The following is a 23,746-nucleotide window of genomic DNA, read 5'->3' on the forward strand; positions in this document are numbered from 1 at the left end:
ACAACGGATGACAAAACGGATTTTCGGCATAAATCCCCAATCGGACTTTTTTCCTCTTCGTCAGTTCCTAAATTCCGAGCTTGTGGAAAAAAATCTGGTTCCGCATCTTCGCGTCCTTCAGAACCTTGTCCCAGCTAATAACTTCGACATACAAGTTAATATTGCCCATCCATTGAAACCAACCGAGACGGTCGGGCATCGGCTTGAAGTCCTTTTCGCGCTCAAGCCAGGATTCAATTTTTTGAGTCAAATCGCAGACCACATATCCGTAGAATGGGGTGTTGTCGCTGACCAGTATCTTGCGCCCTTCAGGTGTCTTGTATTTGCCGTCGCGGATATCGTTGACGTAGCGTACGATCTGCTGGACCGGGTCTTCCTTCGAAGACGGATTGACGAAATCGTCCCTTTGTGGTTTCTTAAACTCGAAAATTGTGATCGGGTTACTTGCTTCATTATCACCACGAAAAAGAACGCGTTTGTTGTAAACAATAAGGTCTGGGCGTTCTGTATTTTTTCCACCCAGTGGAATGTCGGACGAAACATAAGTGGTGAAATTCAAACGCTCATCTAAAATCCAAAGATTGTGATCCTTGAAGGACGTGATCTCCGTGTCACCCTTTCGCGGAAAGATGATGTCATGGACAACGCCCTCAGATGAATATGCGCCTGTATCATCCATCTCAAGACTCTTACTAAAGATGTCCAGTATTTTCCGGCGGAGCGCAATGTAGTGAATCAAGTCGTTCTTACTGGTGCCGGAGATATTGCTGACAATTTCGAGAACGCTTTCTTTCACGTTCTCGAAATTGCTCTCAGTTAGCAATTTCTCAACATCCTTCTTGATCTGGATTTCCTGTAGGAACTTCTCTTTTTGCAGTTGTATCTCGATCTCTTCATACGATGGATTGTAAGGCATCCCGCTGAGGTCAATCTTTTCAAGAATATCTTTGTGCCACGGTGCTTCCTCGTCCACATATAACTGGACACGCTCTTTTTTCTTTTCCTGTCTTAAAATGATATCGGCGCCCATAGATTCCTTGGCAATCGCTGCGGCTTCTCGCTCGATATCAGCCTGGCCTATTTCAGAGATAAGGTTCGACTCCATCGGGAACTCGAATCCGCCTCGTTCCAGTGACACGTTGCGATCAAGGTACGAACTGAACACATAGGCCTTGATGATGTAGTTACGCTCGTGGTTGATCTCACCGCTACTGTCTTTCTCATAGAATTCGTCCTCGAACTCGGGGATATACTTGTGGATCGCGGAGCCTGAGACTTCCCTCTTGTGCGCTACAAGGCTAATCCGGCTTTTTTGATTCCTGGGAGAATATAGCTTGAATACTCGAACAAGAAACTTTTCATCAACGTTATTATCATTCAGGGTATATGTTTTCCTTTCAACCTGGATTTCTTTGATTACGGCAGACAATTCATTGATGACATAATCATTCAGCTTGATGGCGTCGCTCCCATCCAATTCAGATAGTATGATCTCAGGACATACATAATTCTGCGTGATGAAGTAGGGAAGAATTCGCTCGACTAGGTTTCTGGCTATGGTCGAAAGTTTTTTGTCAAAGGACCGTCCCTTCTTCAAGGTACTCAAGGTCACGACAGTACCGGATTCCTGTTGCTCGCACGCCTCAACTTTTTCATGAACGATGATGTCGTTATCTTTACCCATTGAGAAACGACGCGCCTTGAAGCCGTCGCCGTCCCGAAAGATGCTCCTGACGAAAAGGTTTTCGAAGTATTTAAGGCAGGTAAAACGGCCAAAACCCTTGCCCCCTTCCTTGATCCACAGGTCGGTATAGAGTGTGTCGAACGAGTTCCGATGAACATCGGTAAATCCTATGCCATTATCCTCGATCTCAAAGCTGTTGATTTCCGGAAGACTGTCGTCAATCTCGATTTGGATACTTCGCTGTACACGAATTGAAACTTTTCCATCTGTCTTGCCGACTTCGTCAATCGCCTGGATGGCGTTTACGATCATCTCGATGACCGGTGTGTAGACCGTAGTATTGGCCCGGATGTTTTCGATTGCTCTTTTAATGTTGACGTTGCTCATAGTGGAACCATCACTTCGTTCTTCAGTTGCGGGGCTTGCGAGTACAGGATACCCCATTGCTAAGCGCCTCGATATGGTCCTTGTTAGGCTTGTCGCTCAACGGTAATGAGTTAGCGACATAATGCATGCGTCACCCGGGGCTGGTTGTTTCGGTGATCGGGTACACACGGTTCTTGAGGGGTATTTTCCCCGGATGTTCTCTCCGTCGTCTGTCAAGGCACTTCACTGAATGGTTCCCTAAGCATCTTTGTCACTGTCCCATCCAGATTTGCCGTCGCACACAGCACAGCCCCAATAGTAACTGTTCTCTAAGTTGCCGGTAGAGAGACTATTGCACCAATCGCAATAATCAATCTCTTCAGAATCGTACTTAGTAAAGCACTGTGAACAAATCCAGGTGTCATTGACTTGGACAACCATCTGGTAACCGCCGCATTCTCCACAATGAGCCGATTGGTCAGGGTTGTCTTTGTCATAATACATGCAATCCTTGGTAAAAAATGCCTGGACGTCGTTCTCGTCGAATTCATGGTGGCACTTATCACACTCATGCCAAGGCTCTCCGATTAATTTGTTTTGCTCACCGCATTCGGGGCATTCAACCACCAAACCCGTCTTTCGGACTTTACAGACTAAACATTCATAATCCAATATAGGCTCATCGCCTACGCCTTCTTCGAATGATTCAAAACCGCAAGAAGGACAGATACTAAAGGTAGTTCCACGATTCTTGATGTCTTCTGCAAGCGCGTCGAATTTTGCCTTGAGGTATTTTCGATGCTCGTGCATCGCCTTGTCGATTTTGGCGATTTCTTTTCTGTAACTTTGGAATTGTTCGCTCCATCTCCCGAATATTTGACTCATGTGGTACCAGGCCAAACACTGCTCAACTACGATTTTCTCCAATTCGGCTTTGTTACCTGTATAGCCTGGGTGATAAAAGTGGACCATACGGTTTCGGTGGTCAGAGAGGCGCAAGAAGCATTCGTACTCCGCTTTGTTCAGGCCATCCTGAACGACTGACTCGAGCCGGGCCTTCGCATCCTTGATGCTGACGGACTGAAAATCTCCCGAGCGAAATCTCTTCAGGTTCGCAGTTTCAGGTCGGGTAATGATCAAAGTCCAATGTTCCCAAAGCAGGCGGGCCTTCATGATTAGCTCAACGGCTGCATGGAAATGGATTACCGAGTACTTGGGTTCTTTGTCGAATTCTTCTAGTGATTTCTTGAAGAAATTGAAAGCATTTTCCACCACAAGATTGAAGTCGCTTTTTGCTTGTTTGGGTCTCTTCATGATGCCTCCCGCTTTAAAGAACCTGCACCTGTATATTCATTTTCACCGAACCCAATCATCGCACTTCCGTCTTCTGTTGGCAACGTTTGGAAATTGACCCAGGGCGACAGTTGGTTTTTGACTCACCCCCAATCAAGTGCAGGAAAGTGGGTGTCCCGTAACTGCGGGTAAGAAGATATCCCTAGACAGGTGGATCAATTTCCAAGCGGCGTGTACACCAGGTTAGATTTTTTGGTTCTGAGCTGTTAGGTGTGGATAGAGTTGGAGGACGCTGTCCCCCAAACCCCCTGGGATTTATCGCTTTCGTGCCAATCCCGAAAAGTTTAAAATTGGAAGAAGGACGGAAGATCCCGTCCCTCTTCGGTCTCGGCCTCTGGGTCGGCGCTCCGGTCGCGTCCCCGCGTCGCCGTATCCTCCGCCCAGGCCAAGCGCATTCTAAAACATACGGAAAGAATCCTCAAGAACATGAATGAGAAAGAATTGTTTCGTCTGGCGTTGGGGCTGGCTGCTCCCTGGCAAGTGAAGTCCCTGGAATTTTCGGCGGAAAAGAATCGTCCCCTCGGCGGAAAGCGCATCCTCACCCCCCAGGAAATCGCCGCTCTAACCAAAGCCGCCTATCAATCCTCCTACACCAGCTGCGGCTGCTACGATCCCGCGGTAAGCCCTTTTTGCCGGCGGGAATGCTCCTTGTTTTCAATCAATTCCTGAACGTCATCGGCGATGAGAAAGAAGGGGGATTTTCGCTCCGGGGGCAAGGGGTTGTTTTCTTGGATCAAGCGGCTGGCGGTTAAAAAAGCGAGAAGCCAGACCAAGTGTTCCTCGCCGTTGGAGTAGAGCACCGCCGTGGCATGGCTGCGAATCGTGGAATACATCCCCCGCCGGGCGTGAAAGACCGGATTTTTGATCCAAATCCATTGCCAGGTATTGAGAATGCTTTGGTAAAGCGGCGAGCGTTTTTCCTGGGGATCGATTTCCCGAAGCGCGTGGATGAGATCGAGGACCGTCGGATAGCCTTCGCGCAGAATGCGCTCCGGCGGCCACTGGGCCAGCAAGCGCTGCAGGGCTTTATAGCTGAAGGCGCGGCTGTCCTGTTTGCCGTACAATTCATGCGCCAGGGTGAGAGGGATCTCGAAAGCCCGGTGAAGATGGGCCGCGTCTTCGGTCTCAAAGAAAGCGTCGCGGATTTCGTCCAGGTGAAAAAGCGTGACCGCCTTGTCCGGTTCTTGCCGGAGATGTTCGAACTGGTTGAGTTTTTTCTGAAAAGCCAGAAAGGGGATCGAGAATTGGAGCAAGGCGCTCAACAATATTTTCAACAAATTCGTTTTCCCGGAGCCGGGGACGCCGACGACGATGACGTGTTGAAAGAAATCCTGCATGCGCAATGCGACGGGAAAAGCGGAACGGCAGTCATAGCCGATCAAAATCTCACCCGTAGAGACGGGGTCGCAACGCGTTACGGATCGAATTTGCCCCGGCGGAACCGGTTGCTGGCGCGCATACAAGGCAATCCGCCGTTTCATGGCCTCGTAGGCCGCCGGACTGTTTGTGCGAAGGTACGAATTCCACAGCGGCGTCAGATAGAGATCGCCCTGAAGCAGGGGGGATTCCAGCCACTTGGCGAGTTTGTCCGGATCGAAAGCATTTTTTCGTGATTCTTTCATCGCGATTCTCCCGAAAAAGAATTTTGCGCCAATCGAAACCAGGAGGCGGGATGAGCGCTTAACGCCGCATACACGGATTGGCGGAGAGCCTCGGCTTCGCGGGCGCAATCCCGATGGAATAGGAGTTTTCCGCGGGGAGGGATGAGAACCAACAGACCGCACTGCCGGCAGACGGGTTTGGCCGAGCGCGGGCAAAAACCGATCCATCCCTCCTGCTGGCAATATTGGCAATACAACCGCCGGCAGCAGCGGCTGATCCCTACTTTTTCGGGCTGGGCGGGATTGAGAAATTTCCCGCACGTGGGACAGGCCAATTGGCTCTGGAAATTATGGGTGTAGAGGCCTTGATTGGGGGTGAGAAAATTCACTTTCCCATTCGTGATCTGCACTTCTTGGGCGGCGGCGCAATGAATGATTTCAGTCCATAACTGCGCGTCCAGGAGATAATTCGGGTGGATTCCCAGTTTCCAACAAATCGCGGCTAACAGGGAAGGATCGTGGGAGCGGTCAATGAACATCGCGGACTCCTTTCGCCGGCCAAGCAATGGAGGGCTTTGCTAGTTTAATCCCCCAATCGACCGGCTCTTTTCGCAATAGGCTTCTCATCCTAAAGCCCGCCGTCGGGTAGTTTTGATATTTTTTTTAAAAAAAATCATTCCTTGCCGGATTCCCTCGGGGTTGATCTTCGCCAAAGACTGGGATTCAACCCCGCTCTTCGCATTTTTTTCCTTCAAAACTCACAAAAACAAACCCGTAGTTATAAGCCCTATTCCATCGGGAGAGACAGCTCGAATCGACGAAGGAAGGGAGAAGCCAAAAGAAAAATAAGGAGGAGTCAGACCATGAAAGGGGAAATCTCAACCCATCAATTGGATCTTTATAAATCGTTCTTCACCGGCCGCTTGGATGTCTATGGGACGTATGACTTGGCCGCTAGACGCGCGCGGGTGGTCAAGCAACCCGTGACCGATCGAGTGATCCTCGATCATTTGGCAGGGAAGCAACCTTACGGAGTTTTTCTGTTGGACGGGGAATGGACGCGGGCGGCGGCGGTGGATTTCGATTCCGGCGATGCCCATCCGCCGCTGGCCTGGGCGCGGCGGGCGAGAGAATGGAATATCGCCTGCGTCATCGAAAGGAGCAAATCCAAGGGATACCACGCGTGGGTCTTTTTCGAGCAACCCTGCCGGGCGGCTAACGCGCGCAGGCTCCTGCGGTCGCTCCTGCGGGACATTGGGCAACCAAATCCTGAAGTATTCCCCAAACAAGACCGGCTTACTCCAACCTGCCCGATCGGAAATTTCATCAATGCTCCTTTATTCGGAGCCCTCGTTCCCCAGGGACGAACCGTTTTTCTCGATCCGGAAGCCCAGTTGAAACCCTATCCCGATCAATGGGAATTCTTGCGTTCCATTCAACGCGTCCCGGAAGCGCTGGTTCGCCGCTTTCTCGCCGCCTATCCGGTCGAATCCCTCGCCCGAGAGGAAGTTTTTTCTTCCAGCGAACGGCCCAGCCAAAACCGGGATCTGCTTCCCTGCGCCCGCCGAATCCTGTCCGAAGGCGTGCAAGAATTCCAACGGGTTATTACCTTCCGTCTGGCCATTCATCTGAAAAATCGCGGGGACTCTTTGCAGACGGCCATCCGCTGCTTGATGCAATGGCGCAACAAAAACCGGCCGCGGAAGGGCCGAGGAATCATTCGCCCGGAAGAAATCGTCCAACAGGTCCAATTCGCTTATGCAAAGAATTACCGGCGCTTGGGGTGCGAAGACCCGGAGATTCGCCCTTTTTGCGATCCCCATTGCCCGATTTTTCGAAACCAACGCAAATAAAAATTTTCATAACAACGCTCCCGCCCCTAATTAATGAGGCAAGAGATCGATTTTCGCCATTCTCTTCCTCGATCCGAACGGGCCTGTCCCGCTCCATTCCCTCTAAGGAGATCAATCATGACGGAAGAAAACCTTGATTCCACCCCCTCGCCAACCATCCCGATGGACAAGCCGGAAAGCGAAGATTCGTTAGGGCGAATCCTGATGCGGATGGAGAAAAAACTCTCCTCATCGCAGGCCGACGCCCTCTGGGAAGAATTCCATCCCCTTTTGGAGGATTTCCGGCAACGAATTCTAGCCTTGCTCAATCCGATTCAGGGAATCGATTCCCTCTGCCGCCTGGCGGATTCGCTGCGCTGCGCCCAACAAGGGGACAAACGCGCCAAGCGAACCAAAGACGCCAGCGCTTGGCACGACACGCTCGTGGATGCGATGAAACGCATCGGCATCGAAATCATCGGCTCGAACGAACTGATCGGCCAGATGGCCGATCCCAAAATCGTACGCATTCGCAAAACGTCCCCCGCCGCCGCCGACCTTCCCCCCGGCGCCATCACCGAGATTCTCTCCTACGGCGCCCAAGTAGGAAGTTGCGTTCTGCGTCCGGCGGAGGTGGCGATTATTGCCTATTCGGAAAAGGAGACTTGCCATCATGTCTGAAAATACCCTCTCTCATAACCTGAAACCGTTTATAGCCGGAGAATTCCCCATCGATCCGCGCCGCTGCGCGCTGGGATGGGATTTGGGAAATTCGGAAACGAAAATCGTCATCGCGCATATGCCGCCGATGGACCAGCCGATCTTTCGCCTTCTCCATTTTAACGGAATCCCTTTTATTCCCAGTAAAGCCGCCCTCGACCGGGATAACCAGCTGCGTTTGGGCAGCGAGGCCGAAAACCTGGTTTATCTTGGCGAAGGGGCCATTTATTCGATCGGGAAAGACCTGCTGAAGAGCTTCGACGCCCCCTGCTTGTATTGGAAAAACCAACCCCTAAAACCGGCCGATTTGATCGAGAAATTCGCCGCCTTTATGATCCAGCAGGCAACCGCATCTCTTGGCTTTCCGGCGCAGGAACTGGATTCCTTCATCTCCTGCCCGGCCAATTTTGACAGTCAACAGCGCCAACTTTGGAAAGAAGCCATCGAACGGGCGGGAATTCGCCTGATCGGGATGGAAAATGAACCCAATCAAGCGGTCCGGTCTTTAATCGGATCTCTGCCGGTCAAAGGATACGTAAGCATCCTGGATATCGGAGGCGGCACTACCGACCTGTCGATTGGCGAGATTTCCCCGGAACGCCAACGGTTTTCCATCCTGGGGTCCGGGGCGTGCAATCTGGCGGGGAACAATCTGACTCAAATCCTGGTGGAAATCGTTCAGGACAAGGCGTTAGACGGCCAACCCTTAACCGACCCGGCGTTGCGCTCTCAACTTTATCAAAGCTGCGTCGCCGCCAAACACGCTTTGACCTATCAGCCCGATACCGTCGTTCCCGTTGCGGATGGAAAGCAATTCCAAGCCTGCCGCATTACTGGCGCGGAATTGGAAGAACGCTCCCGCCCTCTGCTCCAGCGCATTGGGGACGCTTACCAGGAAATCCTAGCCCAATCCGGCTTAGCCAGGAACCAAATCCCCACGCAACTCCTGACCGGCGGCTCCACGCTGACCCCCTTCATCCGTAATTACGTCCAACGGGAATTCCCGGACGCCGCCATCTATTTATCCAGCCATCCCCAGTTTGACGTTTGCCTGGGCAACGCCATGTCCGCTCTCGAGCAAACGGTGCGAACCGGCAAAGTCCCGCCTTCCCTTCACTATATTCCGCCGGTGGAAGTGCAAAACATCACTCTCCACGATATCTGCGTCGCCATTTGCCCGGATGCCTCCAAGCCCAGGGAACTCATCAACGACGGCCTGATTCCCCGGGGAACCTTGATTCCCACCGAGGTCTTGGCCGGGGAATACGCCCCGGTCTACCCCCAGCAAACATCGGCGCGAATTGTTGTTTCCAAAGGCGAACCGGAGACGCCGTTCACTCCCGATCAGGAACTGGGTTGGGTAAGGATCCCCTTGAAACCGCAATCCGGCGATCGGGTGGTCCAGGTCCGAGTCGAGATGCAAGTGGATTGCAGTTCCATCGTGCATATCAAAGCCCGCGATTTATTCACCGGCGACGAAAAGCAACTGGATTTATCCGTGGGAATCCGGGAAAAATCCTGAATTTTCCTCCCGCGCCTTTACGAGATTCGGCGAGTCGCGCCGATTCGCCGAATCCGGTAAAGACCGCCAAGCGCCCGGGAAAGCGTATTTAATCATGGCAAAAATCCATTCGACCGGAGAAGTCTCTCAGGCAATCCAAACGCTGGGCATCGGGCGCGAGGATTTACCGTTGACGATAGAAAAACTCACCCAGATCTACCAAACCCGCCTTATGGAGGCAGCGAATTATTTCACCACCGTCAACCGCGACAGCGAGGCGCATCGGGCGAAAACCGTTAAAATCAATGCCGCTTTCGTGATGCTGCGAACCACCTTCGCCCAAATCAATCAAAATCCCTCTCGGTTTTTCTGCTGGCAAGAGCCGCCTCCCGGCGCCCATCCCTCTCCGGCGCAGCCGCCAAGAGAGCATTCTTATAAATCCAGCACTCCGTTCTGGCAATATCCGGAGTTCTCTTCCGCTCGCGAAATGCTGGATTGGGAAAAAAAATTCTATCGTGCGTCGGCATTTTGTCTCGCGCAGGTTCGGCGGGGACTTCAACGGCTGCCGGAACAGGACAGACAATTTATCGGCATGGTGGGGATTATTGCGATTGGCTTTCTTCTGTTTCCCTCTTCGATTTTATTTCAACCGGCCAGCCCGGGACGAGGGAATCGCGCCTTGTCCGCCGGCGCGGCGTCCAGCAGTCCCGTCCAGCATCCTCCGCAAGGCTATGCGAAAACGTTCGATTCGCAAATTCATCCAACGCCGACTCGCTCTCCCAGAATTCTTCCGAATCCTACCCCCGCCGCGCCGACGGGGTATACCGCGCCCATTCCCCCCTCTCCTACGCCGATCTCCAACAAAGATCCGCCTCCGTCCGGGGTTGCTTTCCGCGCCCATTCCAATCCTTGGGGAGTGTTGCAAATTATCGAGAACCAGCGGGTCGTTTGGGAAGGGGAGGCGCCCATGCGAACGATCTATCTCCCGGCGGGGTCTTACCAACTGATCTTCGAATCGCAATCGCGGAGATTGATCCGCAACATCACCCTCCAGGACCCCATTTTCATCACGGCGAATTTGTACGAACAGACCATTCATATCGAAAGATTGGAGGAATAATCATGAACAAGACCGCTTTGTTTTTTTTACTCGTCATCCACTTCTTCCTGCGTGGATGCACAACCGCCGAATTGGCGGCGGGCGGGATTTTAGGGGGAGCGAGCTATCTGGCCATGCAAGACTCCCCCCGGTACGAGAAACCCGCGGCCGCGGAAAAGCCTCCCGCCAAAGAACCGAATACCTACGCCAAAGCAAATTCGGCCCCAGCCAGTCCTCCCGCTACGCAACAAAAACCGGCTTATTCCGTTCCGGAAGCGAACGCCCATTCGCCGGGAATGCCGGATGATTCCCCGGCAAGAGCGCGAACCCTCGTCAGCCAGGGAATTGACTTCTACCAAAAAGGGAAATACGCCCAAGCCTATGCCGCCTTGCGGCAAATCCAACTCAGCGGCCTCCCCGTATCCGACCAAATCCGCATCTATCTCTATTTGGCGGCCAACGCCTTGTTGCTCGGCCATTCCGCCGATGCGCGCTTTTGGATGGAAACGGCTTGGCAAAAATACAGTTACGTCGATCTCTCTCCCGTGTTCGACGATTTCCCGACCTGGCTTGGCAACGAATTAAAGGCGATGCTTCCGAAGCCGTAGAAAGGGAAATTCATCATGGACAAAAAAGCGGCCGTTAAAATTCGCGCGACGCCCGATCCCTTGATGGCGCCCGGCGTTTATCCGGCGGAGTGCCTGGGAGTGGAACTCTTCCAAGGTTATTTTCGATTTCGCTTTCGCATCCTCCATCCGGAGTTCAATACTCTGACCGTATCCGGTCTATGCCCTTCCGAGTTGTCTCCCCAATCGAAACTGAATGATTGGATCCAGGCGCTGACCCATAAAGAGTTGCTGGCCGGAGAGAAATTGGATCTGTAGGAATTGCAAGACGATGTCGTCCAAGCCCATTGCTTCGCTCAAATCGTCCACAAAGAGAAGAATGGCCGCGTCTACATGAACGTCGTTCGCTGCTATCCCAACAACGATCCGGGATTCATGACCCTGGGCAAGGGAAGGGATTGATCTCGTCTTTTTGCGCAAGGATTCATGCGGTTCCAATCGATCAATAAAAAACAACGGAAAGGAGAAGCGATCATGAAACCGGGAATTAACCTTATTAACGTATTCGAACGAACGACTGGAGAAAATGGGGAAGAACATTTCTCTGGGACTCTCGATCTGAACGCGCTCAAAAAGAGCAAAAAAGGGGAAGTGAGAGTCGTCTTGATGTACGGAGACCACTTGCCCGCCTGCCTTCACGGGCTGATCGGCAAAAATGCTGCGACGAAGTCCGGCCTGTTCCTGTTCGCCGAAACGGGACCGGAAAAATAACCATTAACCGAAGCCCTTCCGCTTTGGATGGGGGGCCGATGAATGCTTTCGTCGGCCCAGACGCAAGGCGGAGGAAACCAAAAACTGGGAACGAAGCGCCATGACCGAGACGATTACCCTGCTTACGCGCCCGGATGCGGCCAAATATCTGCGGATTTCTCTGCGTACGCTGTACCAGTTTTTGGCCGACGGCGAAATTCAAAAAGTCCAATACCGGCCGGGCGGCCGAGTCTTTCTCGACAAAGCCGATTTGGATGAATTCATCGAAAAAAGCAAACGCCGCGGCTAGCCGATCTTTTCAATATCGCTGTCCGTCGCCTGCAGATGGGCGTAAATTTGCGTGGTGGCCGCGTCCCGATGCCCCAGCCACGTCTGCACTTTGTACAGGCTCACTCCGGCAATGGCCAGCTGCGAAGCAAACGTATGCCGCAGAACGTGAGGTGTTATTCCTTCCAGTCCCGCGGCTTAGATGACTTTGTCAAATCCTCTTCGAAATTCATAGCGATATCGATCCTGTTTTCGTTCTTCCTCCCCTTCCGAAAATAGGTATCCTTTTTTTTTCTGATTAAGTCCCAAGATTTCTTTGATTTTCGAATGCATAGGAATCGTGCGGGAACGGCCGCTTTTGGGTTTAAAAACCTCCCCCTCCTGCACCACGATCATTCCCCGCTCAAAATCGAACCACTCCCATCGGGCAAAGGAAATTTCCCGCTTGCGCAGCCCTCCATATATCCCCAACAAAAACACCCAATGCCATTCCTGCTTCAAGGCCTTCGCCGCCGTTACTACGCGATCGATTTCTTCCCCCGAGAGAAATCGGGGCAGTTTTTTTTCGACTTTGAACTTCTCCACTTTCCGGCAAGGATTCTGGTCGAGATCCTCCCACTTGACCGCTCGCCCCAGAATCGCGCTGATATGGCGCAGGTAAATATTCACCGAAGAGGGCGCATCTCCCGCCTGGATCCGTTCCCGCTTCATCTGCTCAATCGCCGCGGGAGTAATATCGCTTAATCGTCTTTTCCCGCCCAACGCATGGAGTAAATGCTTTATCGCGCTGCGCTCGATTTCGATGGTGGCGGGCCGCTTGTGTTGAAGCGCGTATTCCCAATACCGATTCAAAAAAGAGAGAATTTCCCCCCGGCCTTTAGTCTCGTGATTCTCGGTAGAAATGGCGAGCTGATGTTCGAGTTCTTTGACTCGGGCGAGGGCTTCGGATTTGATCCCCGTTTGCAGATTCTTATGGAATTGTTTTCCAGCGATGGAATAATAACACCAAAAAGTCTTATCTTGTTTTCGGCGGGGGCGGATATGGACTTTGATCATGATCCTCTCTCCATTCTCATATTATATGGGAATTCTATGGAAAGAGGCAAGTGAAGGGAAAGTGTAAGTATGTAAGTCTTATAAAATAAGCAAGTTATTGGTCGGGGCGACTGGATTCGAACCAGCGACCACCTGAACCCCATTCAGGTACGCTACCAGACTGCGCTACGCCCCGAAAACGTTTTTAGTATATCCATCCATCTCCTTTCAGGCTAGTCCTATTTTATACCCGATGAAGAAAAAGAGACGATTTCCTTAGCGCATCGTCTCCGGCTTTTCGTTCCATGATTTTTCGATTCCAAGACGCTCTCTTTACAATTTGTTCATTTCATCGCAATATGATTGAATTCATAAGCATCGATTCATTCAGGGATAAATCGTTTCCCGCTTCCTGTTCCGGAAACGTTCTAAATTATCAAGGAGAAAGAATTATGGCAATCAACCGCAGAGGATTTTTAGGCGCCGCTGGCGCGGGACTTTCCACCTTAAGTTTCAATATCTCATCAGCGAGAGCGGCGGATATGGCCAGCGTGAAAATTGGAATGTGCGATTGGAATTTGGGCGGTTCCGCCAAGCCCGATTTAATCCCTCGCGCCAAGGAGGCCCATCTCGACGGCATCCAGGTCAGCGTGGGAACGGATCCCAGCAACATCCCATTGCGCGATCCTAAAGTGCGAAAAAAATATCTCGACCTGGGCAAAGAGAACGGCATTGCGTTTCATTCCGTCGCCGCTGGAAGCATTCTCAATATGATCCCTCTCGCCACGGAACCCCAATCGGCGGTTTACGTCATCGACGCCGTGGAAGCGGCGGCCGCTTTGGGCGCGGCGAACATCCTGATCGCCTTTTTCGGCAATGGCGATTTGCGGCTGCGGGATGGGATGGGACGTTATCGACTCTTGAAGAAGGAACCTTTTCAAGTTTTCGAGTTGGACAGTCAAAAAGTCAACCGCGTCGTCGAGGTTCTTAAGCAGATTGTTCCCCGTGCGGAGGAGGCGGGCGTGGCGCTGGGTTTGGAAAACACGTTATCCGCCGAACAAAACCTGGAGATCATCGACCGGATTGGTTCTCCGATCGCGCAAGTGTATTACGATATTGGCAATTCCACCACAAATGGCTATGATGTACCCAATGAAATTCGCCTCCTGGGCGCCGACCGCATCTGTGAAATTCATCTGAAGGATAATGGGAAAGACGTGCAAGTCTTCGATTCTCCCAATGCGGAGATCAAGTGGCCGGATATCGCCAAGGCGTGCAAGGATATCGAGTACGATAAGTGGTACGTTCTCGAAGAGAGCGGACGCGAAAATCGCCTCATCGAGGATACGCGGACGAATGTGGCCTTCGCCAAAAAAGTCTTAGGATGATTGGCGGCCCAAAATGCGGATGGAATGGGAGAGTGAGAGACTCCCTTCGCCCGAAAGGGATGGAGGGAGTCTTTCGTTTTTAGTATAATGCGTCTAAAGACGCAATTCCGAATCGCCGAAAAAAGAAGCGGATCTATTTATTCCGAATATGGGGGATTTGAACGATGCCCGACGCCATTCGCGTTCAATCTCCGCCAACGTTGACGGCTTCGGCGCAATCGTCCGGATTGGCGAATCTTCTTAAAGCGGGATCTTTGATGGGAACCGTTTTATCTCAGACGGAAGACAAAACCGTCGTATCGTTCCAGGGCCGGCCTTATCCCATCGATGTTAAGGGATTGGATATGAAGCCCGGCCAACAGGTATTGGCGCGCCTGGTTGGCGATCAAATTCAATTGGAACTTCGCCCTGAAGAGAGTCAAAATTCGGCAGCGTCCGCCTCGCGAACGCTTGGTTCAACGCTGGCCAATATGGGTCTGCCGCAAGCCAATGCTCAATTCATCGCGCAGGCGCTGCTCGCTGCCGGGATTCCCTTGGATCGCGCCGTATTGAATGAACTGTCGCAAATGCTTCGCAATTTGACGGGGGATCAGATTTCGGCGTTATCGTTCCTGTTTAGCCGTGGTCTTCCGGTCAGCGAATCTCTTGTTTCCTTTATCGCCCATCTCTTCGCTCAGCGGCGCCAACCCGCGCAAACCGCCGATCGGCTGTTAACGGAGCTGCAAGAGTTGGAAGAGGAATTGGATAAGGATGATGACGAAAAATCCGTTCCGCCGGATATCCGCCGGAAATTAAGCGAATTCCGCCATCTCATGCAAAGCCAGATGCCTTCGTTGCGAGATTCTTCCAGCCAAAAATTCCAGGAAGCGCTGGAGGAGTATTTGCGATCCGCTTTGAAATCTCCGGAAGCGTTTATTCAAAATGCCGGAGGAGAGGAAGTGAAATCGTTCGGCGAATTGGCGGTTCGGCTGTTGTCGCTGTTGCTTGAATTGCAGCCGCTTTTTGAAACGACGAAACATGGCGACGCTATCCATTCGCTGATCGAACAGGCGAAAACGCTGCACGAAAGCCTATCCGTACAGGCGTTGCGAAACCTGCCCTCGCAAGAGGATGGGAACGCGGCATTCTTTTTTCTGCAAGTTCCCCTGCGAGGCGACGGCGAAACGAAAAATCTGGAATTGCTTTATAAACCCAAAGGCCAAGATAAAAAATCCGCGTCCATCGAATTCCGCGTAGAGATGTCCAAATTGGGACCGATTCACGCAGACATGCAATGGAATCGTCCGAAACTGACGCTTCATCTGACAGCGAGCCAAGAAAAAGCGCGCCAATTTCTCGAAACGGCGTTGGATGAATTGAAAGAGGCTCTGATTCGTAAGGGGTTCGTCATAGACGGCGCCTTTGTGAAAACCGGAGAGATTCCCGATACGCTGCAACCAGAAAATCCAACGGCGTTCCCGATTTCTTCCAAAGGATTGGATGTCCGCGCTTGAGCCGATTTTTCCCCCGCATCATAATCATGTTTTTTTCATTCAAAATCAAATACGGATTCGCTTGCGAAACAATATCAGATCAACCGCCGCGAAAGGACAGCGCATGGAAACATTGACTTATTGCCGCAAGTGCGTTCTTCATTCCTCTCATCCGGGAATTGCCTTGGATGAAAACGGCGAATGCGATATCTGTCGTGGAGAAAACCGCAACCATTGGATCGAGAACTACGAAGAGATCGCCTCCAATTACGAAAAATTTCAGTCCTACAAGCCAGCGAACGGCGATTACGAATCCGTATTGATGTTAAGCGGAGGGAAAGACAGCATTTACATGCTTTGGAAATTGATCCATGAAGAACAAAGAAAGATATTGGTTTATACGTACAACCATCCTTTCGAAAGCGACAACGCTATTCAAAACGTCCAGAAAGTGTTGGATAAGATGGATGTCCAACATCTTTACTTCACCGCTCATGCCAAATATAAGGCCTTGATGCGAAGCGTTTTCGCGAAAGAGAATCGCTCCCATCAATATCAGAGTGAAATGACGCCGTGCAAGGTTTGCTCTTCGTATATGACGTTGACAGGCTGCCTGATGGCGTTGCGGATGAATATTCCTTTCGTGTTGTATTGCGCCGATCCTATTCAGATCATCGTTTCGGAATCGTTTTCCAGCATCAAGCGGCTGATAAAATTGTTGATGGAATACGTCGATATCGATATGTTGAACTATGTCTTCGATTGCGAAATCGCTTCCCTTCTCGAAAAGCAAGACGAGGAACTTCCTACTGTCGTCTTTCCTTACATTAGCATTATCAACGATTACGACAAAGATAAAATCGTATCCGTTATCAAAGCGAAAGGATTATACGATTCGAGTTCCATACAAACGTCCTGTTCGCTCTATCCTCTACTGGAATATTACGCCTATAAAAATTTCCGTTGTTCCACGGCTTCGGTGGAAATCGCCGCCGCCGTACGCCAGGGATATCTCCCGCGCGAGGCGGCGTTGAACAATCTGAAAGAATATAAAAAAATATTCTACGATATGCTTTCCAAACCCGACCTCTCAGAAGAAGATAAACTATATATTCGGGATTTCGCAGAAAGACAAATTCCGGAATCGAAGGAAGACGCCGATTACGTTTACGAAAAAATTATCGCCATCAAGGAAACCGCCAGGAAAATCGGCGTGGAATTATGATTTCCTACAAACATGGCCTCTTATTCGGAAGGCGGCGGATTGGGCGTTCGATCCGGAAAAATCAGTTCCGGATTTAGCGCTGGAGAATTATCTTCAATCGCTTTCCATTTGGGGAGATTCTTATCGCTTTCAAGGGCTAGAGCGCCGATCGCGAATAAGGATTCCTGAATTTTTTCCTGATCCCGCTGGGCGAGGGCTTCTTTGGCGTTTGCGATTTCCCGGCAGACGAGCAAGCGCCGCCGTTCCTCGCGGTCGGTGGATGCGGGAAGAGACAGATGGCGTTTTTCCAATTGGCCGATTAGGTTTTCGAGCTTGCCCCAGGATAAGGGTTGTTTCTTGCGCCGTCCAAAAAAATTCAAGGTACGGTCCAGATAATAAATGAACGTCCCGAAGATGACGATCGTAACTAAAGGCCAAACCAGCGCGGAAACCATTTGGGCATAGGCTTTTATGAATTCGACGATAAATTCGGGAATGCTCATTTTCGTCTCATGGCGCAAAACGTTTTATTCCCGCCGAACCGGCGGAACGAGCAAAGCAATTCTCTCTCGTATTCCATACGAGTTATTATGCGGATTTCTTTCCTTCCGTTCTAGGCGATAGGAGAGCGAACGGAAGTCTAGGGCAATTTTTTGGCTCTGGTTCGTTTATCCCCCCCGGTTAATTCGAGAGACCATCCCCGGGCGCGTAAAGCGGATAAGGCGATTTTTACCGCCGCATCCAGAGTTGTATTCTCCATATTAATCGTTAAATCGTAAACGCAGGGATCGTTGATATCGTGGCGATAATACCGTTTAATGAATTGGGCGCGTTCGCCATCAACGCGCTCGATCTCTTTCTCCGCCTCGGACGGTTCCACTCCGCGATAATCGGCCAAGTTGCGAATCCGGATTTCGATGGGGGCGATCAATCTCAAATGAAAGGCGTTTGTGCGGCGCAATAAAAAATTGGCTCCCCGTCCCAGGATCACGACGCCGCCTTGGAAGGAAATGGTTTTCACGGCTTCCGCCAAGGCGCGGAAATAATCGTCGCGCTCCACCAGCCGCTGGTTCAACATGCCTTGCACCCATATCTCCAACGCTGAGCGCTCGTGTTCGTCCAGCGATTCCACCATTTCGCTGCGTACGCCCATGTGTTCGGCGATGTAATTGACGATCTGCCGGTCAAAGAGACCGTAATGCAATTCATGGGCGAGCAGGTGAGCGAATTCCCTTCCCCGGCAGCCGCGCTGGCGGGAAAGCGTAACGACGGGTTTGGCTTTCGCGGGATGTTCCGCGCTTTCATCTAATTTCAGGCTTTCTTTATAAAGGGAGATTTCTTGGTTCCAGCGGTTGATTTGACGATTGACGATCTGATGAATATCGGTCATACCGGCGCCTCCTGTTTTGGAATCCTAGGGCGCCCTCTAAGGCCCCCCGCCTTTATTTTACTCGAAATCCATCTTTGGCGATCGAAATATTCCCTTTCCTTCGCAGCACGAAGAGTCGGGAGAAAATCTCAATTCCTCGCCGCCCTCAATTCTTCCAACCAGGAAAGGAATTCATCGAGACCATCGCCATTCTTAGCGGAAATTTTAAAAATTTCAATCTCCGGATTGGCGGCGAGAGCGTCCCGTTCCATTCGTTCTACATCGCAATCGACGTACGGAAGAAGATCCAGTTTGGAGATGACCATCGCGGCGGAAACTCGCAGGGCGACTGGATATTTCGCCGGTTTGTCGCCGCCCTCCGTAACGGAAATGACGGCGATTTTGATATCCTCGCCGATCTCGCAACTGGCGGGACAAACGAGATTGCCGACGTTTTCGATGAACAAGAATTGCTTGTCCGGGATGGGAAATTCCGTCAAGGCGTTTTCCACCATCTTGGCGTCGAGGTGGCATGCGCCGATAGTGTTGATTTCATAGGCGGGCAGGCCGCAGCGTTCGATGCGCCGCTTATCTTCGTCCGTCTGCAAATCGCCTTCGATGACCGCCGCTTTGCCTTGCAGGCGCGGCGCCAGCGCTTCCAAGAGGCTGGTTTTTCCCGCGCCCGGCGAACCGATCAGGTTCACGGCGTAAATGCCTCTCTTGCGGAAATCGGCGCGCAAAGCTTCCGCGATTTCCCATCCTTTGGCTTTCACTTTTCGATCGAGCTCAACCTTCGTCGTCATCCAATTCGATTTCCTTTACGTAAAGTTCCATTCCCTCCGTCAGGACGGCTTTTCCGCCGCAAGCGGGGCAAATCGGTTCCGCATAACCGTCTGAGGAATAGCGTCCGCAATTCGCGCAGAACCATTCGGCGGCGGTCTCTTCGATTTCGATTTCCGCTCCCTCCATCAGGGTGCCTGCGGAGATGGCTTCGAGACAGAAGAATAAACTCGCCTTTTCCAGCCCGGAATACTTTCCCATGCGCAATTTAACGCGCAACGCTTTGCGCGCCCCATGCCGGCGCGCTTCCTCTTCCACGCAATTCAATATTTGTTCCGCAAATCCCAGCTCGTGCATACGATCGTTCCCGTTATGGGAGAGCGATTATTCCCACTCCAAAAAAGCAGACGTTGGAGCAAATCCTCATTGGAAGATTCCCGGCGCGCCATTCGCGATTATGGCAAGAGATTTCTTTAGAACCTCGCCGGGAATAGAGTAAAATAAGGATAAAACTTATGTTTCATCATTGTAACCGGTTCGCTCAAGACTAACAACATTCGCGGATGGAAACCTTTTTCAATAACTCATGTTACGTATCCGGGAATACGGGCATCCCGCCCGCAAAAGCGAAAAACGATCGCATGAAAGCCCTTAACTTTTCTTGCGGGATATAGAAAAATGTTGACCGATGAGTCACTTACCGAGGAAAGGCACTCGGCGATGGCAGAAAGAAAAGCCCTGCCGCCCCGCCGTTGAAACGGCGGGCTATTGTCGTTTGCCCCTTTAAAGGGGCATATGAAAATAGCCCAGCCTTTCAAGGCTGGGATGGCGGTTTGCCCTTGCTACCCAACCTTTTGGGTACATTTTACGTGACTTATAAAAGTGTTTTCTTAGGAGTTGTCTTACGAAATAGACCCATAAAGAAACGGATTAAAATATCAGCAGTTAGATTCCATTGGAATTTTCGATGGAAGGCGGCTTTTTCTTTCGCCGAATTTTAACCTATTGGACCGGATTCCTATATCGGCGCTGGATATTTCGCGCCGCGATGCAGGATGACGTCATGGACGGTAGCTGTGGCCATCAAAGAAACGATTAACGCTCTCTGCGCCAAACTCGCTTCCGAAAACCTAGCCAATCCCCAGGTATTAGCGGGAATTCATTCGCAATTCGAAGAGATTGGCCAATGGGCGAAGGAGCATTCCGAGCCGAACGTCATCGTCGCGGCGGAAGAGATGGCGAACCTGGTCGAAAAAATCATCTTGGAAGAAGTTCCGGATCGCGATGACTCTCTCGAAGCCGTCCGAAAGACGGCGTCCACACTTCTTGAACTTTATGGCGAAGAGGAAAAATCTGGAGGCGAGGACGCTGCGCCTCGAACGGATGCGCCGAAGATCGATATACAAGAGATCATCGAAACTCTTTCGGAAACATTAGTCTTATCCAACCTCAACGATATGCAGGTTTTAGCGGGAATTCATTCCCAGTTCGAAGCTATCGAACGCTGGGCGCAAACGCAATCCCAAACGAAAATCACGGCGGCGACAGCGGCAGCGATGAATATCATCGAAAAGTTGATTTTTCGGGAAATTCCCGATCCTTCCAGCGCCATCGATACAATCAATAAGACCGTTTCCGTATTGCAAGCCGCGATTTGCGAAGGCCGAAGAGAAAGCCAAACCGAATTCCCGCCGGAATTGGAACAATATCCATTCGAGAAAAAATCGCAACTATCGGCGCTGCTAACTCAGAGTAAAGCTCCACGCCAGGAATCCGCCGCATTATCTCCGCCTCCCGGCGTAGAAGAAGCCATGTTCGCCGATTTTCTCACTCGTCAGAACAGCGCCTTGGAAGAGATGGAAGAACTTTTTCTCATCTTGGAGAAAGAAGACAATGAGGAGAATAAGCGCGCCCTGCATCGGTTGATTCATACCCTGAAAGGGGAATCCGGCATGTTAGGGCTGCACGACATCGAGCGCCTTTGTCATGCGGCGGAAGATTTGATCAAGCGAATTCAACCCAGCCTGATCATCGATATTCTTTTAAACGTGAAAGATTGGCTTTCGCAAACGTTCGACGCTTATGCGGGGAAAAAACCTAAACCTGAAGCGATCGACCGTCTCTTGAGGCAAATCGAAAAAGCGGAAGAACCGCTGGCGGAGGAAAAACCTGAAGCGCCGCCGCCTCCAGAAAGCGTAGAGCCTCCCGCCCCAATCGCCCTTCCCGCCGAAATGGATTTGGGAATTCTCCATGACTTCATTTCCGAGGCAATGGAGCATTTGGACGCTTCAGACGTGCATCTTCTCACATTGGAAACGGAACCCACTCATGAGGAAGCCCTCAACGCCGTCTTCCGCGCATTCCATACCATCAAGGGCGTAGCAGGTTGCCTGGAACTGGGGGAAATTCGTTCGTTGGCTCACGAAGCGGAAAGTTTGTTGGATCGCGCCCGAAAAGGAAATCTCGTTTTGGAAGGGGAAGCGATCGATATCACTTTCGCCGCTGTGGACGCGATGAAATATCTCGTCAACAATCTCAAAGAATCCTTGGCCTCTGGCGCTTCTCTATCTCCATACGAAGATTTACCCCAAGTCGTGGCCGGAATCCAGGCCGTAATATATGGGCGAAAAGAGGAAAAACCTCCCTCACCCATCAAAGCGGGTCCCATCCCGCATAAAGATGTTCAATTGCCGCCGAAAACACTAGCTGAACCCCAAATAAAACCAGCGCCCTCACCCGCGGTCCAATCCGCCGCCGTCCCAGCGACGGTGGAAAAATCGGTGACGGTTTCGCCAAGCGCCGTCACTCCCCCCTTGGCGGCGAAATCCTCGATGCCGGGTCAGGGCATTAAAATCAAGGAAGTGGTGAAAGTCGACGCCGCTCGTCTCGATCACCTGGTGGAAACGATCGGCGAGCTGGTCATCGCCTTCTCTATGGTGCGGCAATCTTTCGAAAAAGAGGACATACACGCCCAGCGGTTGGACCGTCATCTCCGGCAGTTGGATAAAATTACCCGCGAGTTGCAGGGAATGGGAACGTCTTTGCGCATGGTTCCCATCCGCGCCACGTTCCAAAAGATGGCCCGTCTGGTTCGGGATTTATCCCACAAAACGAACAAGCCCATCGAGTTCGTCCTTTTCGGCGAAGATACGGAATTGGATAAGGCGGTTGTGGATAAGATCGGCGATCCGCTTGTGCACATGATGCGCAACGCCGTCGATCACGGCATCGAGGAGAGCAAGGAAAAACGGCGGCTAGCCAATAAGCCCGAAACGGGACGGATCGAATTGCGGGCTTTTCACAAAGGGGGGAATATTCTGATCGAAATCGAAGATGACGGGCGAGGGCTTGACCGCGAAGCCATCCTGGCCAAATCGCGAGAACGGGGCTTGATCCGCGACGGCGACTCTCTCAGCGAACGCGATATTTTCAACCTGATCTTCGAACCGGGCTTTTCCACGGCGAAAAAGATCACCGAAGTGTCGGGACGGGGCGTGGGGATGGACGTGGTGAAACGCAACATCGAATCGCTGCGAGGGCAAGTGGAAATCCGCTCCGAATTCGGCAAGGGAAGCGTCTTCACCATACGGCTTCCGTTGACGTTGGCGATCATCGACGGAATGGTCGTCCGAGTGGGGAACGAGCGGTATATTCTACCCACACTTTCCATCATCCAATCGTTGCAACCGCGCCGCAGCGATCTTACCACCGTGATGGACCGGGGGGAGATGTTGAAACTGCAAGGCCGATTAGTGCCTATCTTTCGGCTGGGGCGACTCTTTCAATTGAAAAGACAAGAACCGGATCCTACGGAAGCATTGATCGTCGTGGTAGAAGACAACGAAAAATTGGCCGGGCTCCTCGTCGACGAATTGATCGGCCAGCAGCAGATCGTCATCAAATCCATCGGTGAAATTTTTCAAGGATTGCCGGGGATTTCCGGTGGAGCGATCCTTCCGGACGGCCGCGTTGGTTTGATATTGGACGTGGGCGGATTGGTGCGGCTGGCGAACGACAGTACCGCCAAAAACCGTTCCCTGCGAGAATCGGCGGCGATTCCAGATGAGTACTAGTGGTTCATTTCATTTGAAATAGTTCCCTCGCCCTCTGGGAGAGGGTTAGGGTGAGGGAGTTTTTCACAGTTTAATTACAAAAAATCAATTGAAATAGACCACTAGTCTCATACCGATGAAAAACAGAAGGAGTCACGGAAAAAATGAACGGCGAAAAAGTTTCCTCCCGCAATGGGGCCGATTCCGGCTTGGAGAGCAAAGCGGGTAAATATCTCACATTCCGGCTGGGCAAGGAAGAGTATGGCCTCGAAATTATGAAAGTCGTGGAGATTATCGGCTTGATGGAAATCACAACGGTGCCGCGCACGCCCGATTTTGTGAGGGGAGTGATCAACTTACGGGGCAAAATCATTCCCGTCATCGATTTGCGGCGAAAATTCGAATTGCCTTCAAAGGAAGATACGGAAAGAACGTGCATTATCGTCGTACAGATCGATCAATCCGTTTCCCAAGTTACGATGGGCGTTATCGTCGATGACGTCTCCGAGGTCGTCAATATCCGCGCCGAACAAATTGAACCTACGCCTTCTTTTGGGGCGAATGTGAATACGGATTTCATTTTAGGCGTCGGCCAGGTTGGAAAAAACGTTATCATGCTGTTGGATATCGGCAAAATCCTTTCCTTCGAGGAGATCAGATTAATCGACCAGGTCTCGCACTGATGG

The 23,746-nt window shown here is 51.5% G+C and carries 25 protein-coding genes and 1 tRNA gene; 15 read left to right on the top strand and 11 right to left on the bottom strand.

Annotated elements, in window-relative coordinates; translation table 11 throughout:
- Positions 1 to 67: 67 nt before the first annotated feature.
- Both AB1656_24580 and AB1656_24585 read right to left on the bottom strand, forming a co-directional pair.
- Positions 68 to 2,128, bottom strand: a complete 2,061-nt coding sequence (locus AB1656_24580) for an ATP-binding protein (GenBank protein ID MEW6238574.1) — start codon at positions 2,126 to 2,128, stop codon at positions 68 to 70.
- Between the two features lie 180 nt (positions 2,129 to 2,308).
- Positions 2,309 to 3,364 (bottom strand): hypothetical protein, encoded by a 1,056-nt coding sequence (locus AB1656_24585; protein ID MEW6238575.1) that lies wholly within the window; start codon positions 3,362 to 3,364, stop codon positions 2,309 to 2,311.
- 465 nt (positions 3,365 to 3,829) lie between these two features.
- On the opposite strand from AB1656_24585, the gene AB1656_24590 reads away from it, so the two are divergent.
- Positions 3,830 to 4,072, top strand: a complete 243-nt coding sequence (locus tag AB1656_24590; protein ID MEW6238576.1) for a hypothetical protein — start codon at positions 3,830 to 3,832, stop codon at positions 4,070 to 4,072.
- Here the strand turns inward: AB1656_24590 and AB1656_24595 are convergent.
- Both AB1656_24595 and AB1656_24600 read right to left on the bottom strand, forming a co-directional pair.
- Positions 4,009 to 5,025, bottom strand: a complete 1,017-nt coding sequence (locus AB1656_24595; protein ID MEW6238577.1) for a hypothetical protein — start codon at positions 5,023 to 5,025, stop codon at positions 4,009 to 4,011. The two genes, AB1656_24590 and AB1656_24595, sit on opposite strands and share 64 nt — an antisense overlap.
- Positions 5,022 to 5,543 (bottom strand): hypothetical protein, encoded by a 522-nt coding sequence (locus AB1656_24600; protein MEW6238578.1) that lies wholly within the window; start codon positions 5,541 to 5,543, stop codon positions 5,022 to 5,024. The genes AB1656_24595 and AB1656_24600 overlap by 4 nt, the downstream gene beginning before the upstream one ends.
- Positions 5,544 to 5,867: 324 nt before the next feature.
- Here AB1656_24600 and AB1656_24605 point away from each other — a divergent pair, with 324 nt between their 5' ends.
- From AB1656_24605 to AB1656_24645, 9 genes are all read left to right on the top strand, one after another.
- Positions 5,868 to 6,857, top strand: a complete 990-nt coding sequence (locus AB1656_24605) for a hypothetical protein (protein MEW6238579.1) — start codon at positions 5,868 to 5,870, stop codon at positions 6,855 to 6,857.
- Positions 6,858 to 6,974: 117 nt separating this feature from the next.
- Positions 6,975 to 7,517 (top strand): hypothetical protein, encoded by a 543-nt coding sequence (locus AB1656_24610; protein ID MEW6238580.1) that lies wholly within the window; start codon positions 6,975 to 6,977, stop codon positions 7,515 to 7,517.
- Positions 7,510 to 9,078 (top strand): Hsp70 family protein, encoded by a 1,569-nt coding sequence (locus AB1656_24615; protein ID MEW6238581.1) that lies wholly within the window; start codon positions 7,510 to 7,512, stop codon positions 9,076 to 9,078. The genes AB1656_24610 and AB1656_24615 overlap by 8 nt, the downstream gene beginning before the upstream one ends.
- 94 nt (positions 9,079 to 9,172) lie before the next feature.
- Entirely contained in the window at positions 9,173 to 10,177 is a 1,005-nt protein-coding gene (locus AB1656_24620; GenBank protein MEW6238582.1) for a hypothetical protein, read from the top strand.
- A gap of 2 nt (positions 10,178 to 10,179) precedes the next feature.
- Positions 10,180 to 10,764 (top strand): hypothetical protein, encoded by a 585-nt coding sequence (locus tag AB1656_24625; protein MEW6238583.1) that lies wholly within the window; start codon positions 10,180 to 10,182, stop codon positions 10,762 to 10,764.
- A 15-nt stretch (positions 10,765 to 10,779) separates the two neighbouring features.
- Positions 10,780 to 11,040, top strand: coding sequence for a hypothetical protein (locus AB1656_24630; GenBank protein ID MEW6238584.1), 261 nt, complete (start codon positions 10,780 to 10,782; stop codon positions 11,038 to 11,040).
- Positions 11,041 to 11,043: 3 nt separating this feature from the next.
- Positions 11,044 to 11,184 (top strand): hypothetical protein, encoded by a 141-nt coding sequence (locus AB1656_24635; GenBank protein ID MEW6238585.1) that lies wholly within the window; start codon positions 11,044 to 11,046, stop codon positions 11,182 to 11,184.
- Between the two features lie 72 nt (positions 11,185 to 11,256).
- Positions 11,257 to 11,493: a hypothetical protein gene (locus AB1656_24640; GenBank protein ID MEW6238586.1), complete on the top strand. Its 237-nt coding sequence runs from the start codon at positions 11,257 to 11,259 to the stop codon at positions 11,491 to 11,493.
- Between the two features lie 100 nt (positions 11,494 to 11,593).
- Complete coding sequence (locus AB1656_24645) at positions 11,594 to 11,782, top strand: helix-turn-helix domain-containing protein (protein MEW6238587.1); 189 nt, start codon at positions 11,594 to 11,596, stop codon at positions 11,780 to 11,782.
- Here the strand turns inward: AB1656_24645 and AB1656_24650 are convergent.
- From AB1656_24650 to AB1656_24660, 3 genes are all read right to left on the bottom strand, one after another.
- On the bottom strand, positions 11,779 to 11,949 hold the full coding sequence (locus tag AB1656_24650; GenBank protein MEW6238588.1) for a tyrosine-type recombinase/integrase: 171 nt from the start codon (positions 11,947 to 11,949) through the stop codon (positions 11,779 to 11,781). The genes AB1656_24645 and AB1656_24650 overlap by 4 nt on opposite strands.
- Positions 11,950 to 11,958: 9 nt before the next feature.
- Positions 11,959 to 12,816, bottom strand: a complete 858-nt coding sequence (locus tag AB1656_24655; GenBank protein ID MEW6238589.1) for a hypothetical protein — start codon at positions 12,814 to 12,816, stop codon at positions 11,959 to 11,961.
- A 98-nt stretch (positions 12,817 to 12,914) separates the two neighbouring features.
- Positions 12,915 to 12,991, bottom strand: a tRNA-Pro gene (locus AB1656_24660).
- A gap of 256 nt (positions 12,992 to 13,247) precedes the next feature.
- On the opposite strand from AB1656_24660, the gene AB1656_24665 reads away from it, so the two are divergent.
- The 3 genes from AB1656_24665 to AB1656_24675 all read left to right on the top strand — a co-directional run bounded on the left by AB1656_24665 (position 13,248) and on the right by AB1656_24675 (position 16,880).
- Positions 13,248 to 14,183: a TIM barrel protein gene (locus AB1656_24665; protein MEW6238590.1), complete on the top strand. Its 936-nt coding sequence runs from the start codon at positions 13,248 to 13,250 to the stop codon at positions 14,181 to 14,183.
- Positions 14,184 to 14,347: 164 nt separating this feature from the next.
- On the top strand, positions 14,348 to 15,676 hold the full coding sequence (locus AB1656_24670) for a flagellar hook-length control protein FliK (GenBank protein MEW6238591.1): 1,329 nt from the start codon (positions 14,348 to 14,350) through the stop codon (positions 15,674 to 15,676).
- Between the two features lie 103 nt (positions 15,677 to 15,779).
- Complete coding sequence (locus AB1656_24675; protein MEW6238592.1) at positions 15,780 to 16,880, top strand: hypothetical protein; 1,101 nt, start codon at positions 15,780 to 15,782, stop codon at positions 16,878 to 16,880.
- A 20-nt stretch (positions 16,881 to 16,900) separates the two neighbouring features.
- Here the strand turns inward: AB1656_24675 and AB1656_24680 are convergent, their stop codons facing one another.
- The 4 genes from AB1656_24680 to AB1656_24695 form a co-directional block, all read right to left on the bottom strand.
- Complete coding sequence (locus AB1656_24680; protein MEW6238593.1) at positions 16,901 to 17,362, bottom strand: hypothetical protein; 462 nt, start codon at positions 17,360 to 17,362, stop codon at positions 16,901 to 16,903.
- A gap of 137 nt (positions 17,363 to 17,499) precedes the next feature.
- Positions 17,500 to 18,249: a cytidylate kinase-like family protein gene (locus tag AB1656_24685; GenBank protein MEW6238594.1), complete on the bottom strand. Its 750-nt coding sequence runs from the start codon at positions 18,247 to 18,249 to the stop codon at positions 17,500 to 17,502.
- 128 nt (positions 18,250 to 18,377) lie between these two features.
- Entirely contained in the window at positions 18,378 to 19,031 is a 654-nt protein-coding gene (hypB, locus tag AB1656_24690) for a hydrogenase nickel incorporation protein HypB (GenBank protein ID MEW6238595.1), read from the bottom strand.
- The gene (locus AB1656_24695; GenBank protein ID MEW6238596.1) at positions 19,015 to 19,365 is read right to left on the bottom strand and encodes a hydrogenase maturation nickel metallochaperone HypA; all 351 of its coding nucleotides are present in this window, start codon (positions 19,363 to 19,365) and stop codon (positions 19,015 to 19,017) included. The genes hypB and AB1656_24695 overlap by 17 nt, the downstream gene beginning before the upstream one ends.
- Positions 19,366 to 20,063: 698 nt before the next feature.
- Between AB1656_24695 and AB1656_24700 the strand changes: the two genes are divergently transcribed.
- Both AB1656_24700 and AB1656_24705 read left to right on the top strand, forming a co-directional pair.
- Positions 20,064 to 23,081: a chemotaxis protein CheA gene (locus tag AB1656_24700; protein ID MEW6238597.1), complete on the top strand. Its 3,018-nt coding sequence runs from the start codon at positions 20,064 to 20,066 to the stop codon at positions 23,079 to 23,081.
- A 143-nt stretch (positions 23,082 to 23,224) separates the two neighbouring features.
- The gene (locus AB1656_24705) at positions 23,225 to 23,743 is read left to right on the top strand and encodes a chemotaxis protein CheW (GenBank protein MEW6238598.1); all 519 of its coding nucleotides are present in this window, start codon (positions 23,225 to 23,227) and stop codon (positions 23,741 to 23,743) included.
- Positions 23,744 to 23,746: the final 3 nt, after the last annotated feature.

The sequence above is a fragment of the Candidatus Omnitrophota bacterium genome, assembly GCA_040755155.1.
Taxonomy (GTDB): domain Bacteria; phylum Hinthialibacterota; class Hinthialibacteria; order Hinthialibacterales; family Hinthialibacteraceae; genus JBFMBP01.